The 14,619-nt window shown below is 57.9% G+C and carries 16 protein-coding genes and 1 tRNA gene; 9 read left to right on the forward strand and 8 right to left on the reverse strand.

Annotated elements, in window-relative coordinates; genetic code table 11:
• Positions 1-12: 12 nt before the first annotated feature.
• Genes RGM3321_RS07635 through cysG form a run of 4 tightly spaced genes read left to right on the forward strand, consistent with a single transcriptional unit; the run spans position 13 to position 4,401 of the window.
• Positions 13-1,335 (forward strand): replication-associated recombination protein A, encoded by a 1,323-nt coding sequence (locus RGM3321_RS07635; protein WP_244392360.1) that lies wholly within the window; start codon positions 13-15, stop codon positions 1,333-1,335.
• Entirely contained in the window at positions 1,335-1,709 is a 375-nt protein-coding gene (gene crcB / locus RGM3321_RS07640; protein ID WP_244392361.1) for a fluoride efflux transporter CrcB, read from the forward strand. The genes RGM3321_RS07635 and crcB overlap by 1 nt, the downstream gene beginning before the upstream one ends.
• A gap of 16 nt (positions 1,710-1,725) precedes the next feature.
• Positions 1,726-3,006, forward strand: coding sequence for a serine--tRNA ligase (serS, locus tag RGM3321_RS07645; RefSeq protein WP_244392362.1), 1,281 nt, complete (start codon positions 1,726-1,728; stop codon positions 3,004-3,006).
• Positions 3,007-4,401: a siroheme synthase CysG gene (gene cysG, locus RGM3321_RS07650; protein WP_244392363.1), complete on the forward strand. Its 1,395-nt coding sequence runs from the start codon at positions 3,007-3,009 to the stop codon at positions 4,399-4,401.
• A gap of 51 nt (positions 4,402-4,452) precedes the next feature.
• Here the strand turns inward: cysG and RGM3321_RS07655 are convergent, their stop codons facing one another.
• The 6 genes from RGM3321_RS07655 to tusD all read right to left on the reverse strand — a co-directional run bounded on the left by RGM3321_RS07655 (position 4,453) and on the right by tusD (position 7,945).
• Complete coding sequence (locus RGM3321_RS07655) at positions 4,453-5,451, reverse strand: glutathione S-transferase family protein (protein WP_244392364.1); 999 nt, start codon at positions 5,449-5,451, stop codon at positions 4,453-4,455.
• 108 nt (positions 5,452-5,559) lie between these two features.
• Positions 5,560-6,561, reverse strand: coding sequence for a glycosyl transferase family protein (locus RGM3321_RS07660; RefSeq protein ID WP_244392365.1), 1,002 nt, complete (start codon positions 6,559-6,561; stop codon positions 5,560-5,562).
• Positions 6,558-6,893, reverse strand: a complete 336-nt coding sequence (locus RGM3321_RS07665; protein ID WP_244392367.1) for a TusE/DsrC/DsvC family sulfur relay protein — start codon at positions 6,891-6,893, stop codon at positions 6,558-6,560. Before RGM3321_RS07665 ends, RGM3321_RS07660 begins: the two co-directional genes overlap by 4 nt.
• Positions 6,890-7,189 carry a sulfurtransferase complex subunit TusB gene (tusB, locus tag RGM3321_RS07670; RefSeq protein ID WP_244392369.1) on the reverse strand — a complete coding sequence of 100 codons (300 nt, stop codon included), beginning with the start codon at positions 7,187-7,189 and terminating at the stop codon, positions 6,890-6,892. The genes RGM3321_RS07665 and tusB overlap by 4 nt, the downstream gene beginning before the upstream one ends.
• Positions 7,189-7,551 carry a sulfurtransferase complex subunit TusC gene (gene tusC / locus RGM3321_RS07675; RefSeq protein WP_244392372.1) on the reverse strand — a complete coding sequence of 121 codons (363 nt, stop codon included), beginning with the start codon at positions 7,549-7,551 and terminating at the stop codon, positions 7,189-7,191. Before tusC ends, tusB begins: the two co-directional genes overlap by 1 nt.
• Before the next feature lies 1 nt (position 7,552).
• A complete protein-coding gene (gene tusD / locus RGM3321_RS07680) occupies positions 7,553-7,945 on the reverse strand; it encodes a sulfurtransferase complex subunit TusD (RefSeq protein ID WP_244392374.1) in 393 nt (130 codons plus the stop codon).
• A 234-nt stretch (positions 7,946-8,179) separates the two neighbouring features.
• On the opposite strand from tusD, the gene RGM3321_RS07685 reads away from it, so the two are divergent.
• Together RGM3321_RS07685 and RGM3321_RS07690 are read left to right on the forward strand one after the other, a co-directional pair.
• Positions 8,180-9,481, forward strand: coding sequence for an MFS transporter (locus tag RGM3321_RS07685; RefSeq protein ID WP_244392376.1), 1,302 nt, complete (start codon positions 8,180-8,182; stop codon positions 9,479-9,481).
• A gap of 15 nt (positions 9,482-9,496) precedes the next feature.
• Entirely contained in the window at positions 9,497-10,276 is a 780-nt protein-coding gene (locus tag RGM3321_RS07690) for a substrate-binding domain-containing protein (protein WP_244392378.1), read from the forward strand.
• Here RGM3321_RS07690 and RGM3321_RS07695 read toward each other — a convergent pair.
• Positions 10,262-11,170: a LysR family transcriptional regulator gene (locus RGM3321_RS07695; protein WP_244392380.1), complete on the reverse strand. Its 909-nt coding sequence runs from the start codon at positions 11,168-11,170 to the stop codon at positions 10,262-10,264. The two genes, RGM3321_RS07690 and RGM3321_RS07695, sit on opposite strands and share 15 nt — an antisense overlap.
• A 143-nt stretch (positions 11,171-11,313) precedes the next feature.
• A tRNA-Ser gene (locus RGM3321_RS07700) sits at positions 11,314-11,401 on the reverse strand.
• 122 nt (positions 11,402-11,523) lie between these two features.
• Here RGM3321_RS07700 and RGM3321_RS07705 point away from each other — a divergent pair.
• From RGM3321_RS07705 to RGM3321_RS07715, 3 genes are all read left to right on the forward strand, one after another.
• A complete protein-coding gene (locus tag RGM3321_RS07705; RefSeq protein WP_002553978.1) occupies positions 11,524-12,195 on the forward strand; it encodes a Bax inhibitor-1/YccA family protein in 672 nt (223 codons plus the stop codon).
• A 490-nt stretch (positions 12,196-12,685) separates the two neighbouring features.
• A complete protein-coding gene (locus RGM3321_RS07710) occupies positions 12,686-14,116 on the forward strand; it encodes a serralysin family metalloprotease (RefSeq protein ID WP_244392382.1) in 1,431 nt (476 codons plus the stop codon).
• 56 nt (positions 14,117-14,172) lie between these two features.
• Entirely contained in the window at positions 14,173-14,556 is a 384-nt protein-coding gene (locus RGM3321_RS07715; protein WP_244392384.1) for a protease inhibitor Inh/omp19 family protein, read from the forward strand.
• Positions 14,557-14,619 lie beyond the last annotated feature (63 nt).

Consider the following 14,619-nt stretch of genomic DNA (forward strand, 5'->3'; position numbering starts at 1 on the left):
TAATTCCTGATCATGGATCTGTTCAGCCGCGAACCGATAGCTCAGCCTCTGGCTGCACGTTTGCGTGCTACCAATCTGGATGAATATGTCGGTCAGGAACACGTGCTTGCCCACGGCAAGCCTCTGCGTGAGGCGCTGGAGCAGGGCGCGCTGCATTCGATGATTTTCTGGGGCCCGCCCGGTGTGGGCAAGACCACCCTGGCAAGGCTGCTGGCCAAGGTTTCGGACGCGCATTTCGAGACTGTTTCCGCTGTGCTGGCGGGGGTCAAGGAAATCCGTCAGGCAGTGGAAGTCGCCAAGCAGCAGGCCGGGCAATATGGCAAACGCACGATTCTGTTCGTCGACGAAGTGCACCGCTTCAACAAGTCGCAACAGGATGCGTTCCTGCCTTATGTCGAGGATGGCACGCTGATTTTTATCGGCGCTACTACCGAAAATCCTTCGTTCGAACTCAATAATGCCTTGTTGTCCCGGGCCCGTGTCTACGTACTCAAAAGCCTGGACGAGGCAGCGCTGCGCAAGCTGGTCAATCGTGCCCTGACCGAGGAGCGCGGGTTAGGCAAGCGCCAACTGAGCCTGAGCGATGAAGGTTTCACGATTCTGATGGCCGCCGCCGATGGCGATGGTCGGCGCATGCTCAATCTGTTGGAAAACGCCTCCGATCTTGCCGAAGACGGCAGCGAGATCGATGTCGAGCTGCTGCAGAGTCTGCTCGGTGACAGCCGACGCCGCTTCGACAAGGGCGGTGAGGCGTTCTATGACCAGATATCGGCCTTGCACAAGTCAATACGCGGGTCCGACCCCGACGCAGCCCTGTACTGGTTTGCCCGGATGATCGATGGCGGCTGCGATCCGCTGTATCTGGCGCGTCGCGTGGTGCGCATGGCCAGTGAAGATATCGGCAATGCAGATCCGCGCGCCTTGCCACTGTGCATGTCGGCCTGGGACGTTCAGGAGCGTCTGGGCAGCCCCGAGGGCGAACTGGCGGTAGCACAGGCCATCGTCTATCTGGCCTGTGCGCCAAAAAGCAACGCGGTCTACATGGCCTTCAAGGCAGCAATGCGCGAAGCTGGCGAGCATGGCTCGCTGGAGGTGCCGCTGCACTTGCGCAATGCGCCGACCAAGCTGATGAAGCAGCTCGGTTATGGCGAAGAATACCGTTATGCCCATGACGAGCCTGAAGCCTATGCGGCTGGCGAAGACTACTTTCCGGACGAGCTGGAACCACGGCAGTATTACCAGCCTGTGCCACGCGGTCTGGAGCTCAAGATAGGGGAGAAGCTCAGGCGTCTGAGCGCATTGGACGATGCCAGCCCCCGCCAGCGGAGAAAGTGATGATTCACACCATTCTTGCGGTGTCGATTGCCGGGATCGCTGGTACATTATTGCGTTTTGCAGCGGGTACCTGGGTAAGCGCCAACTGGCCACGACATTTTTACGCTGCAACGCTTGCGGTCAACATCGTCGGGTGCCTGATAATCGGCGTACTGTATGGCTTGTTTCTACTGCGCCCGGAAGTGCCCATCGAAATTCGTGCCGGCTTGATTGTCGGCTTTGTAGGCGGTCTGACGACCTTTTCATCCTTTTCACTGGATACGCTGCGCCTGCTGGAAAGCGGGCAAGTACCGCTGGCCCTTGGTTATGCCGGTATCAGCGTATTCGGCGGGCTGCTCGCAACCTGGGTTGGCCTGTCCCTGACCAGACTTTGATAGACGAGAGAACGATATGCTCGATTCCAAACTGTTACGTACTCAACTTCAGGACGTAGCGGATCGCCTGGCTTCCCGTGGTTTTACACTGGATGTGGCGCGCATTGAATCGCTGGAAGCCCAGCGCAAGGTGGTGCAGACCCGCACCGAACAGCTGCAGGCCGAGCGCAATGCACGTTCCAAATCCATCGGTCAGGCCAAGCAGCGCGGTGAAGACATTGCGCCGTTGATGGCTGATGTCGAGCGCATGGGCAACGAGCTGAGCGAAGGCAAGGTCGAGCTGGACGGCATTCAGGCCGAGCTGGATGCGCTGGTGCTGAGCATTCCGAACCTGCCTCACGAGTCGGTGCCGGTCGGTGCTGACGAAGAAGGCAACGTCGAGGTGCGTCGCTGGGGTACGCCGACTGCCTTCGATTTCGAGGTCAAGGATCACGTCGCTCTGGGCGAGAAGTTCGGCTGGCTCGACTTCGAGACCGCTGCCAAACTGTCCGGTGCGCGTTTTGCCCTGCTGCGGGGCCCGATCGCGCGCCTGCACCGTGCGCTGGCGCAGTTCATGATCAATCTGCACATCAACGAACACGGCTACGAAGAGACCTACACGCCTTACTTGGTCCAGGCACCTGCGTTGCAGGGTACAGGCCAGTTGCCCAAGTTCGAGGAAGACCTGTTCAAGATCACCCGCGAAGGCGAAGCTGATCTGTACCTGATTCCGACCGCGGAAGTGTCGTTGACCAACATCGTGTCGGGTGAAATTCTCGATGCCAAACAGCTGCCTCTCAAGTTTGTTGCCCACACCCCTTGCTTCCGTAGCGAAGCGGGTGCGTCGGGTCGTGACACGCGGGGCATGATCCGCCAGCACCAGTTCGACAAGGTCGAGATGGTTCAGATCGTTACGCCTGAAGACTCCATGGCTGCGCTTGAATCGCTGACCGGCAATGCCGAGCGCGTTTTGCAATTGCTGGAACTGCCGTACCGTACGCTGGCGCTGTGCACCGGCGACATGGGTTTCAGTGCCGTGAAGACCTACGACCTGGAAGTGTGGATTCCGAGCCAGGACAAGTACCGCGAAATCTCTTCGTGCTCCAACTGCGGTGATTTCCAGGCGCGCCGCATGCAGGCCCGCTGGCGCAATCCGGAAACCGGCAAGCCGGAACTGGTCCACACCCTCAACGGGTCGGGGCTGGCGGTGGGTCGTACACTGGTGGCGGTGCTGGAAAACTACCAGCAGGCGGATGGGTCGATTCGCGTGCCCGAGGTGCTCAAGCCTTACATGGGCGGCCTTGAGGTCATCGGTTAAATGGAATTTCTGCCGCTGTTCCATAACCTGCGTGGCAGCCGGGTGCTGGTGGTCGGCGGTGGTGAAATTGCCTTGCGCAAATCACGCCTCATTGCCGACGCTGGCGCAGTGCTGCGCGTGGTTGCGCCAGAAATCGAGGCCCAACTGAGTGAGCTGGTCGTCCAGAGCGGCGGTGAGATGATCCTGCGTGGCTACAGCGAAAGCGATCTTGATGGTTGTGTGCTGATTATTGCCGCGACGGATGACGAGCCGCTTAACGCCCAGGTTTCCCAGGACGCCCGGCTGCGCTGCGTTCCGGTCAATGTGGTGGACGCCCCGGCGTTGTGTACGGTTATCTTCCCGGCCATTGTCGACCGCTCGCCATTGGTGATCGCTGTGTCCAGTGGCGGCGATGCGCCGGTGCTGGCACGTTTGATCCGTGCCAAGCTGGAGACCTGGATTCCCTCCACCTACGGGCAACTCGCCGGGCTGGCTGCGCGCTTTCGCAATCAGGTCAAAGGTCTGTTTCCGAATGTGCAGCAACGCCGAGCGTTCTGGGAGGATGTTTTTCAGGGTGCTATTGCCGACCGCCAGTTGGCCGGGCAGGGGGCCGAGGCCGAGCGTCTGCTGATCGCCAAGATCGCTGGCGAGCCGCCGCCGGAGACCGGCGAGGTGTATCTGGTGGGGGCTGGCCCCGGTGATCCTGACTTGCTGACTTTCCGGGCCTTGCGCCTGATGCAGCAAGCGGATGTGGTGCTTTATGACCGCCTTGTCGCGCCAACTATTCTTGACCTGTGCCGTCGCGATGCCGAGCGTGTCTATGTCGGTAAACGCCGTGCAGAGCATGCTGTTCCGCAGGAACAGATCAACCAGCAACTGGTTGCACTGGCCAAACAAGGCAAGCGGGTGGTGCGCCTTAAAGGCGGCGATCCGTTTATCTTCGGCCGTGGCGGCGAGGAAATCGAAGAGCTGGCAGCGCATGGCATTCCGTTTCAAGTGGTTCCGGGTATTACCGCCGCCAGTGGTTGTGCGGCGTATGCCGGTATACCGCTGACGCACCGTGATCATGCACAGTCCGTGCGTTTCATTACCGGTCACTTGAAAGACGGCACGACAGACCTGCCCTGGTCCGACCTGGTTGCGCCTGCTCAGACGCTGGTGTTTTACATGGGGCTGATCGGCTTGCCGGTCATCTGTGAAGAGCTGATCAGGCATGGTCGCTCTGCCGACACGCCTGCTGCGCTGGTTCAGCAGGGCACGACGGTCAATCAGCGCGTATTTACCGGCACTCTGGCCAATCTGCCGCAACTGGTCGCCGAGCATGAGGTACATGCGCCGACGCTGGTGATCATCGGCGAAGTGGTCAAGCTGCGTGAAAAGCTGGCGTGGTTCGAAGGGGCTCAGGCGACTGTCTGAAGCCGATATTGGATAGCCCGTTCGGGCTATCCATCCTTTTTTGCCAAACTGTCAATTGCTCCAGACACCCTCGCCGGACAGCCGCTCCCGGTCGTGACTTGCCTGCAGATCAAGCGCTGGACCCTTCGGTATGATGCCGGTCGGATTGATGGTGCGATGGCTTGCGTAGTAGTGGCCCTTGATGTGCTCGAAGTTCACGGTCTCCGCGATACCTGGCCATTGGTACAACTCACGTAGCCAGTTGCTGAGGTTCGGGTATTCCGCGGTGCGCCGCAGGTTGCACTTGAAGTGGCTGTAATACACTGCATCGAAGCGCACGATGGTGGTGAACAGGCGTATGTCGGCTTCGGTCAGGTGTTTTCCTGTCAGGTAACGCTTTTCCCCGAGCAGGTTTTCCAGCACGTCCAGTTCGGCGAACACATCATTGAACGCCTCTTCGTATGCTCCCTGCGAGGTGGCGAACCCGGCCCTGTAGACACCGTTGTTGACGTTTGGATAAATCTGCTCGTTGAGCTCGTCGATGCTCGTCCGCAAGGCTTGCGGATAAAAGTCCAGCGTGTTGCCGGTCAATTCGTCGAATGCGCCATTGAACATGCGGATGATTTCCGCAGACTCGTTGCTGACGATGCATTGCTGCTGTTTGTCCCACAGCACCGGAACCGTCACGCGGCCGGTATAGCGAGGGTCATCGGCGGTATAGCGTTGGTGAAAGAACTGGAAGTCATCCAGCGCATCGCCGCTGGAGCCTTTCTGCTTATCGAAAGTCCAGCCATTTTCCAGCATCAGCCAACTGACCACTGAAACGCCGATCAGGCTTTCCAGCCCCTTGAGCTTGCGTACGATCAGTGTGCGGTGTGCCCACGGGCATGCCAGTGAGACATACAAGTGGTAGCGGCCGGCCTGCGCGGCAAAGCCGCCCTCACCGGAGGGTCCCGCTTGTCCATCGGCTGTGACCCAGTTGCGTCGTTGCGCATTTTCGCGCTGAAAGGCACCATCTTTGCTGCTTTCGTACCACTGGTCTTGCCAGTGTCCTTCGACCAGAAGGCCCATGTCTGACTCCCATTTCCAGGTTATAGAGCTTGGAGGTCAGCCAGGGCGCATCGGTTCGACCTAAAACGTGCAGGATTATAGGGGCTGGTGATCGTCACAGCCGATAGGTCAAAGGCTCTTGTCGCGGCGATCCCAGAATACTCGGGCTTGCTCGAAAGCTTCGTCGCGAGCGACACCCAGGCCGCGCAGGGCAAGCGCGATGGTCGATATCAACGCCAGTTGCGGGTAGCTGTCTTCGATTTCTCCGCGCCACAAGGCCAACAGTTGCTGTGGGTCGAGTGTCGCTGGTTTTACATGACGGCGCGGCGAAAGCGCTGGCCACTCCTCGTCCCAGGGCTGACCGCCAGTGGTGCCGTACAAATGGCTGATGGTGTCCGGGTTGATCTCGATTTCGCCGCCATCACCCTTGACCACAATGGCGTTGTCGCCCAGCAGGCTGCTGGCCTCGCGATGCACGCTCTGATAGCCCGGATGAAAGATACTTTGCAGGCCGCAACGGGCATGAAGCGGGTTGAGAATGCGTGCCAGAGAATGAATGGGGGAGCGCAGGCCCAGCGTGTTGCGCAGATCAATCATGCGTTGCAGCTGCGGTGCCCAGTCTGCAAGCGGAATGAACGCTATATTGCCTTGCTCAAGCGAGGTTTCGACTGCTGACCAGTTGCGGCACAGGGGAATATTCAGCAGGCCGAGCAATTGTTCGGTGTACAGGCGTCCCGCAGTATGGGCACCGCCGCCGTGCAGGAGGATCTTCACGCCGTTTTGCGCCAGACATTTGGCCGCCAGCAAGTACCACGGCAGATGACGCTTTTTCCCTGCGTAGGTCGGCCAGTCGATATCGACCTGAATGGCCGGAGCATTAAGGCGTTCGCGCACGGCTTCGGTAAACCCCGCCAGTTCCTCAGGGCTTTCTTCCTTATGGCGCAGCAGCATCAGAAAAGCCCCGAGCTGGGTGTCCTCGACTTTTTCATCGAGCAACATGCCCATGGCCTCTCGCGCTTCTTCGCGCGTCAGGTTGCGCGCACCGCGTTTGCCTTTGCCCAGAATGCGCACAAATGTCGCGAAGGGATGTTCTTCGGGTGTTTCGGTAACAAGCGCGGCGTAATCGTTCATATGCAATTGGTCGGTTTAGGCAGGCCCGCCAGCTTGGCGGCGAGTTTGGCGGGAGTGCCGTTGAACAGGCGGTTGAGGTGCATGCTGTTGCCTTTTTCCTTACCCAGCTTCAGTGCGGTGTATTTGATCAGCGGCCGGGTAGCCGGCGAAAGCTGAAACTCGGCGTAGAAATCCCGCAGCAACTGGAGGATTTCAATGTGCTCGGCACTCAGGGCGATACCTTCCTGGGCGGACAGGGCGTGGGCGACGTTCAGCGACCAGTCGTTGAGGTCCTGCAGAAAACCATCCTTGTCCAGTTCGATGCTGTGCCCGTCAATCGTCAACTGTTTCATAGCCAGGTATTGACCTTGTCGAAGCGTAAGGACAGTTCCACGAAGGTAGGGTAGTCGATGCTGTTTACTCCGGCGGGCAGTGGCAGATTGCGTGCCTTGATGTCTTCATCAAGCACAAACAACTGCAATGAATGGAGCAGGGGCTGCAGGGATTTCAATGGTGCGCATGACGGTGTCAGTGCATAAGTAGCGTCGCTACAGAGCAATACACCGTCGTCACGGCCCAGCAGGCGCAGGCAGCTGTCCAGTCGGGTGTCGACAAAAGGCGAATGGGAGAGAACGTGCAAAGTAGCCATCAGATCGTAATCACCTCGTCGTAGCGGTCAAAAAGTGCCGACAGTTCGGAGCGTGTGTACAACTGACTGATTTCTTCGTTCAATGCGCTGGCAGGGATGCCGCGCTCGGTCAGGCTTTGTCCGCAGGCATAAAGGTCTTCAACGCCGAACATCGACAAGGCCTTGAGGTTTGCAGTCAGGTCTTTCTGTTGCAGGGCGTCGGGCAATTGCTGCGGCGACAACTGGAAAACCCCGTCATCCAGAAACAGCAGGCCGACCGACAGATCGAATGCTCCACCCGCCAGCACGATGTCCAGCGCTTCACGGGCTCCGGGGCCGGACCACGGCGACTGACGGCTGACTACCAATAATGATCTGGGCATGTCACGGCCCTCCAAAGCAGATCAAGCGATCAGCCGATTGCACGGCATCGTGCAACTGCCCCAGCCCGGACAATTCCCACGGCTCCCGCAGATTCGCCGCTGGCCGCTGATAACGCTCGGCCTCTTGGACATCAAGCACGCCACGACGCAGCGCTGCGGCGATGCACACCACGCCATCCAGGTTGTGCTCGACGATGAAGTCACGCCACTGCTGTGTCACATCCTGCTCGTCCTGAGGCGTAACGACATTGGCCGACGCGCTGTGTACGCCGTCCTGATAAAAAAACAACCGGACGATCTCATGTCCGCCTGCGAGTACGGCTTTGGCGAACAGCAAGGCTCTTCGCGAGGAGGGTGCATGGGCGGCGGAAAAAAGGGAGATGGCGAATTTCATGATCGGCTCTGCCAACAAAACATGCGCAATGATAAAGAATTCAAGGGCCGGCGTGTGAGTTTGGCGCGGTTCGACCTGCAAGCGCTGGGTCAGGGGGCAACCGTCTGAGTGTCGATTGATGCCCATCAGGCATCAATCGATGAAAACATAGCACTTCTCGTTGCAAAGTGTGTCCGGCAGACTCCTTCCCCATAAGCGCTTACAACACTCTAATAAGATCGCTGGAGAACACTGATGCACAGCTCATCCCCATCAGGAACAGGCAACACCCGGCCGAAGGCCGGAGCAGTATTTCGCGTCACTTCAGGCAACTTCCTCGAGCAATTCGACTTCTTCCTGTTCGGCTTTTATGCCACCCAGATCGCCTCCGCCTTTTTCCCGGCCAGCAGTGAGTTTGCTTCGCTGATGATGACCTTCGCGGTCTTCGGTGCGGGCTTCCTGATGCGCCCATTGGGTGCCGTGATTCTGGGCGCTTACATCGATGATGTGGGCCGGCGCAAAGGCTTGATCGTGACCCTGTCGATCATGGGCAGCGGCACGTTGCTGATTGTCCTGGTGCCCGGTTACGCGAGCATCGGCTTGTGGGCACCGGCATTGGTGCTGGTCGGCCGCTTGCTGCAAGGCTTTTCTGCCGGCGCGGAATTGGGCGGCGTGTCGGTGTATCTGGCAGAGATGGCGACACCCGGTCGCAAGGGCTTCTACACCAGCTGGCAGTCAGGCAGCCAGCAGGTGGCAATCATTGTCGCCGCTGCGCTGGGTTACGGCTTGAACCAATGGATGACACCTGCTGCTGTCGCCGACTGGGGCTGGAGAATTCCGTTCGCCATCGGTTGCCTGATCATCCCGTTCATTTTCCTGCTGCGCCGCAGTCTGCAGGAAACCGAAGAGTTCGCCACGCGCGCTAACCGTCCGACCATGCGACAGGTGTTCGCGACGTTGCTGCAAAACTGGCACGTGGTGATTGCCGGCATGCTGATGGTGGCGATGACTACCACCACGTTTTACCTGATCACCATTTATGCACCTACATTCGGCAAAACCGTACTCAATCTGAGTACCTCCGATGCGCTGCTGGTGACGTTCCTGGTCGGTGTCTCCAACTTTATCTGGCTGCCGGTCGGCGGCATGTTGAGCGACCGTTTCGGACGCAAGCCGCTGCTGGTAGCGATGACCCTGCTGACCATCATCAGCGCTTATCCGGCGCTGTCCTTTCTCGCTCATGCACCAAGCTTTGCTCATATGCTGGAAGTGCTGTTGTGGTTCTCGTTTCTCTACGGTTTGTATAACGGCGGGATAATTCCGGCATTGACTGAAATCATGCCGGTAGAGGTACGGGTGGCCGGTTTTTCTCTGGCGTACAGCCTGGCGACAGCGGTTTTCGGCGGTTTTACCCCGGCAATCTCGACCTGGTTGATCCATCTGACCGGTGACAAGGCCGCACCTGCTTACTGGATGACGTTCGCTGCAGCTTGCGCGCTGGGCGCAACCCTGGTGCTCTATCGGCATCTTTCGGTTCGTCCACAACTGGCTGTTTAATAAAGGAAAATAACTATGAAACTGTTGCATAAACATCAATTGGCGGTGCTTTTTCTGAGCTGCATGGCAGTCAGTGTTGCCGCCCAGGCTGAAGAGCTCAAGGTCATGACATCAGGCGGTTTTACCGCTGCGTATGAACTGCTGGGGCCGCAATACGCGACGTCTTCCGGAGATACACTGGACACCATCCTTGGCCCGTCGATGGGCAAGGCACCCGAGGCCATTCCAAACCGCCTGGCTCGTGGCGAGCATGCCGATGTGGTGATCATGGTCGGCTATGCGCTGGATGATTTGATCAAGCAAGGCAAGGTGGACCCGGAATCGCGGGTCGAGCTGGCGGATTCGCGTATTGGTATGGTCGTGAAGCAGGGCGCCGCCAAGCCTGCAATCGGTACCGACAGCGAGTTGAAAGACACGCTGCTCAAGGTGAAGTCGGTGGCTTACTCCGACAGCGCCAGTGGTGTGTACATCGAAAAAGAGCTTTTCAAAAAACTCGGTATCGAGAAGGAGCTTGCGCCGAAGGGCAAGATGATCGAGCGCGTCCCGGTTGCTTCAGTGGTTGCCAAGGGCGACTACGAAGTGGGCTTTCAACAGGTGGCCGAGCTGTTGCCGGTTCCCGGCGTGACGTTCGTGGCGAAGATTCCGGAAGACGTTCAGTCGGTTACCCGCTACGCCGCTGGCATTCCGGTCAATGCCGAGCACCCGAAGCAGGCGAAGGCATTGCTCGATTACCTGGCGTCCCCAGAGGCGCAGGCCACGGTGCAGTCTACCGGGCTGGATTCAGTTCCCCGCTGAGCGTAGCGGCATCTTCCTGACCAGTCGCTCCAGTTCAAGGGCTGCAGGCGTCAATGTCCTCCCGCGACGTTTGATCAGCCCTACGTTGCGAACCACTTCAGGTGCAACCAATGGCACGCTCACCAGAAACGGGTGAGCGGTCATCGGCATGGCAATCGAGGGCACCGCCGCCACGCCGAGGCCAGCCTCCACAAGGCCGATCATGGTGGTGACATGCCGCGTTTCGCAGATACTCTCCTTGTGCGGGCGCGAGAGCGCCAGCGCCTGATCCAGTACCAGACGGTTACCTGACGTTATGTCCAGAGCGATGTAGTCGTGGCGGTACATTTCCTCCCAGCTCACGCTGGCGCACATCGCAAGCGGGTGATCCCGGCGGCAGGCCATCAAGTAGCGTTCCTGAAGAAGCAATTCGAAGTCGACCTCCGGTGCCAGATTGCCGCTGAAACTCACCCCGAAATCTGCCTCGCCAAGGGCAACCGCGCTGTTGACCTCGTTGGCGCTGGCATCCACGACCCGGATTCTGATTTTCGGAAACAGCTTATGAAACGCGCTGATGGCCTGCGGCATGAAGTAATAGGCGGCTGAAGGCACGCAAGCAATGGTGACGCTACCCATCCGGGTGGAACCGACGCCATCGATGGTCATCAATGCGATGTCGAGGTCATCCAGTATTCGCTCGACCTGAGGCAGAAATGCACGGCCAACCGTGGTCAGGCTGACCCTGCGGGTGGTCCGCTCAAACAGCTTCACGTTCAGCGCAGACTCAAGCTTTTCTATGCGCCGGCTGAGTGCAGGCTGGGTTATCTGCACGGTTTCAGCAGCCTTGCGGAAGCTGCCATTCTCGACCACGGCACGAAATGCCTGGAGGTCGTTTAGGTCGAAATTGATGGGCATTCGAACGTCAGTCTATTGATACGGGGTGCGCATCAATATATCAGGTTGCGCGGGCCCGCCGGCAGGGGGGAGGAGAGGGGGGATTTTCATAAAGGCCAGAAACGACAAAGCCCTGAATAATCAGGGCTTTGCGCTACCAAATATGGCGGAGGCATAGAGATTCGAACTCTAGGACCTGTTACAGTCGGCAGTTTTCAAGACTGCTGCCTTAAACCACTCGGCCATACCTCCACTATCGTTGCGGGCGCCATAATACCGGAATGAAACAAGCTGTCAAACTCTGTGACTAGCCAGTTGCAGCGCCTCTGTTATGATCTTTGCAACTCAACATTTCAACAGGAAGGAGTTTCGCCATGCGCGAACAGGATTACAGCCTTAAAACCGGCATGCAGGCCGACCAGCTAGAGGTTAGTCGTGTCCTGCGCAACACTTACGGTCTTCTCGCTTTGACGCTGGCTTTCAGCGGTGTCATGGCATTTGTCGCTCAGCAGATGCGCGTCGGCTACCCGAATATTTTCGTGGTACTGATCGGCTTCTATGGTCTGTTCTTTCTGACCAACAAATTGCGTGATTCGGTCTGGGGTCTGGTTTCGACCTTCGCCTTGACAGGTTTCATGGGTTTCCTGCTGGGCCCGATCCTCAATCGTTATCTGGGTATGGCCGGTGGCGCTGAAGTCGTCAGTTCCGCTTTCGCGATGACTGCACTGGTTTTCGGCGGTCTGTCGGCTTACGTGTTGATCACCCGCAAGGACATGAGCTTCCTGGGTGGCTTCATCACCGCAGGCTTCTTCGTTCTGCTTGGCGCAGTAGTGGCCAGCATGTTCTTCCAGATCAGCGGTTTGCAACTGGCGATCAGCGCAGGCTTCGTGCTGTTCTCGTCGGTCTGCATTCTGTTCCAGACCAGCGCGATCATTCAGGGTGGTGAGCGCAACTACATCATGGCGACGGTCAGCCTGTATGTATCGATCTACAACCTGTTTATCAGCCTGCTGCAGATTTTCGGCATCATGAGCCGCGACGACTGATGACGTCGGCCTGACTACTCAGGCCGCCGCTTCAAACACTTCAAACAAAAGCCCCGATCTTTCGGGGCTTTTGCATTTCCGGGATTTGAGAAGTGTCAGGATCTCAGGTGATAGCGATATGCCTTTCCGGAAGTACGGGAAGGGCAAGCCGGATTGGCCAGAGACTTTCCGTCCAGTCAAATTACGCATCGTAGGACACCTGACCGATCAGTCATCTTTATCAAGATTGCCCTCGTCTGCTCAAGCACTTATCAGCTTTTGATCATCACAAAAAATAATATCGGACCATTCCCCAAGGCCTGTAGGCACTTCCCCGTTTGGGCCAATTGACATCACTGAAGAGAGCTGGACACAAGATTTCCAAATGTGTCAGCTTTGTTACGCATCAAAGCGTTACGCAACAGCAACACAAAGCGAGTGACTGGACTCTCTCGCTACAGGGGGGAGTCCCGCTGCACCTAACCTGTTAATCAGCAAACAAGGAAGTGTCATGACGAAAGTCAAAGAAAATGCTGCAATTCAACTCTCTGCTGCTACCAGCACCTCTTTCGACCAGATCAATACGTTCGCTCACCAGTATGACCGTGGCGGTAACCTCACGATCAATGGCAAGCCTTCGTACTCGGTCGATCAGGCCGCCGATTACATCCTTCGCGACGACGCTGCGTGGACTGATCGTGATGGCAACGGCACCATCAACCTCACTTACACGTTCCTCACGGCCAAGCCTGCCGGGTTCGACAATTCGCTGGGGACTTTCAGTGCGTTCAACGCGCAGCAGAAAGCACAGGCGGTATTGTCGATGCAATCCTGGGCTGACGTCGCCAAGGTCAGCTTTACCCAGGCGGCTTCCGGCGGCGACGGGCATATGACCTTCGGTAACTACAGCAACGGCAGCGCGGGCGGGGCAGCCTTTGCCTACCTGCCCAGCGGCAACAGCCGCACTGACGGCCAGTCCTGGTACCTTGTCGATAACAGCTACAAGGTCAACACCACCCCGGACAATGGCAACTACGGCCGTCAGACCCTCACTCATGAAATCGGCCATACTCTGGGCCTGTCTCACCCGGGTGACTACAACGCGGGCGAGGGCAATCCGAGCTACAAGGACGCCACTTACGCAGAAGACACCCGTGGCTACAGCGTCATGAGTTACTGGAGTGAGTCCAACACTGACCAGAACTTCGTCAAGGGCGGCGCTCCGTCGTACTCTTCGGCACCGTTGCTGGATGACATCACTGCCGTTCAGCAGCTCTATGGCGCGAACATGAGCACCCGTGCCGGTGATACGGTCTATGGGTTCAACTCCACTGCCGGGCGCGATTTCTACAGCGCCACGTCCGCCTCTTCCAAGGTGGTGTTCTCGGTGTGGGATGGCGGGGGCAAGGATACCCTCGACTTCTCGGGTTTCACCCAGAACCAGAAGATCAACCTCAATGCGGCCTCGTTCTCGGATGTGGGTGGCATGGTGGGCAACGTTTCAATTGCCAAAGGCGTGGTGGTTGAAAACGCGGTGGGCGGTTCGGGCAACGACCTGTTGATCGGCAATGCCGCTGCCAACGACCTCAAAGGTGGTGCCGGCAACGACATCATCTACGGCGGCGGCGGTGCCGACAGCCTGACCGGTGGTGCTGGTGCAGACATTTTTGTGTTTGGTGCCAGTTCCGACTCCAACCGTGCAGCGCAGGATACGATTCGTGACTTTGTCAGCGGTCAGGACAAAATCGATGTATCGGCCATTTCCACGCTGAGCGCGCTGCAGTTCGTCAACGCGTTCAGCGGCCATGTCGGCGAAGCGATCCTCAGCTACAACCAGAGCAGCAATCTGGGTAGCCTGGCGATCGACTTCACAGGTCAGGGTGTGGGGGACTTCGTCGTGGGGACTGTTGGTCAAGCGTTGGCTACTGATATCGTGGTTTAATCTGTAACAATCATGGACGACCCTGCTGTCGTCCATGATCTGGAAAGTACCCCATCATGAAGATCAATCACGTTGTTCGAATCGTGCCGGCCGCCTTTGCGTTGCTGGCGGGTATTTCTGGAGCAAGCATGGCCATGAGTTTGAAACTGCCCGATCCTGCTGAACTCAGCGGCAAATGGCGACTTTCTCTTCAGGGAAAGACGAACGAAGTCTGTGAATTGCACCTCAATATCGATGTACCAAAACTGACGGGCGATCTCGCTTGTGCAGTAAAGTGGTTGCACGAAGCACCCACTGGCTGGTTTCCGACTCCGGATGGCCTGGCATTCACCGACAAGGAAGGCAATCGCCTGATTCACCTCAATAACATGGGGGAGCAGATCTATCAGGCGCGTCTGCCCGGCGGTGAAGTGCTGGTCCTTGGACGGCTCGCCGATTAAGCGTTTCATGGACCTGCGCGAGTTGTTTGTTAAAACCCAGGGATGTCACTCCGTCACCAGCAA

The sequence above is a fragment of the Pseudomonas sp. RGM 3321 genome, assembly GCF_022836805.1.
In the GTDB taxonomy this organism is placed as follows: domain Bacteria; phylum Pseudomonadota; class Gammaproteobacteria; order Pseudomonadales; family Pseudomonadaceae; genus Aquipseudomonas.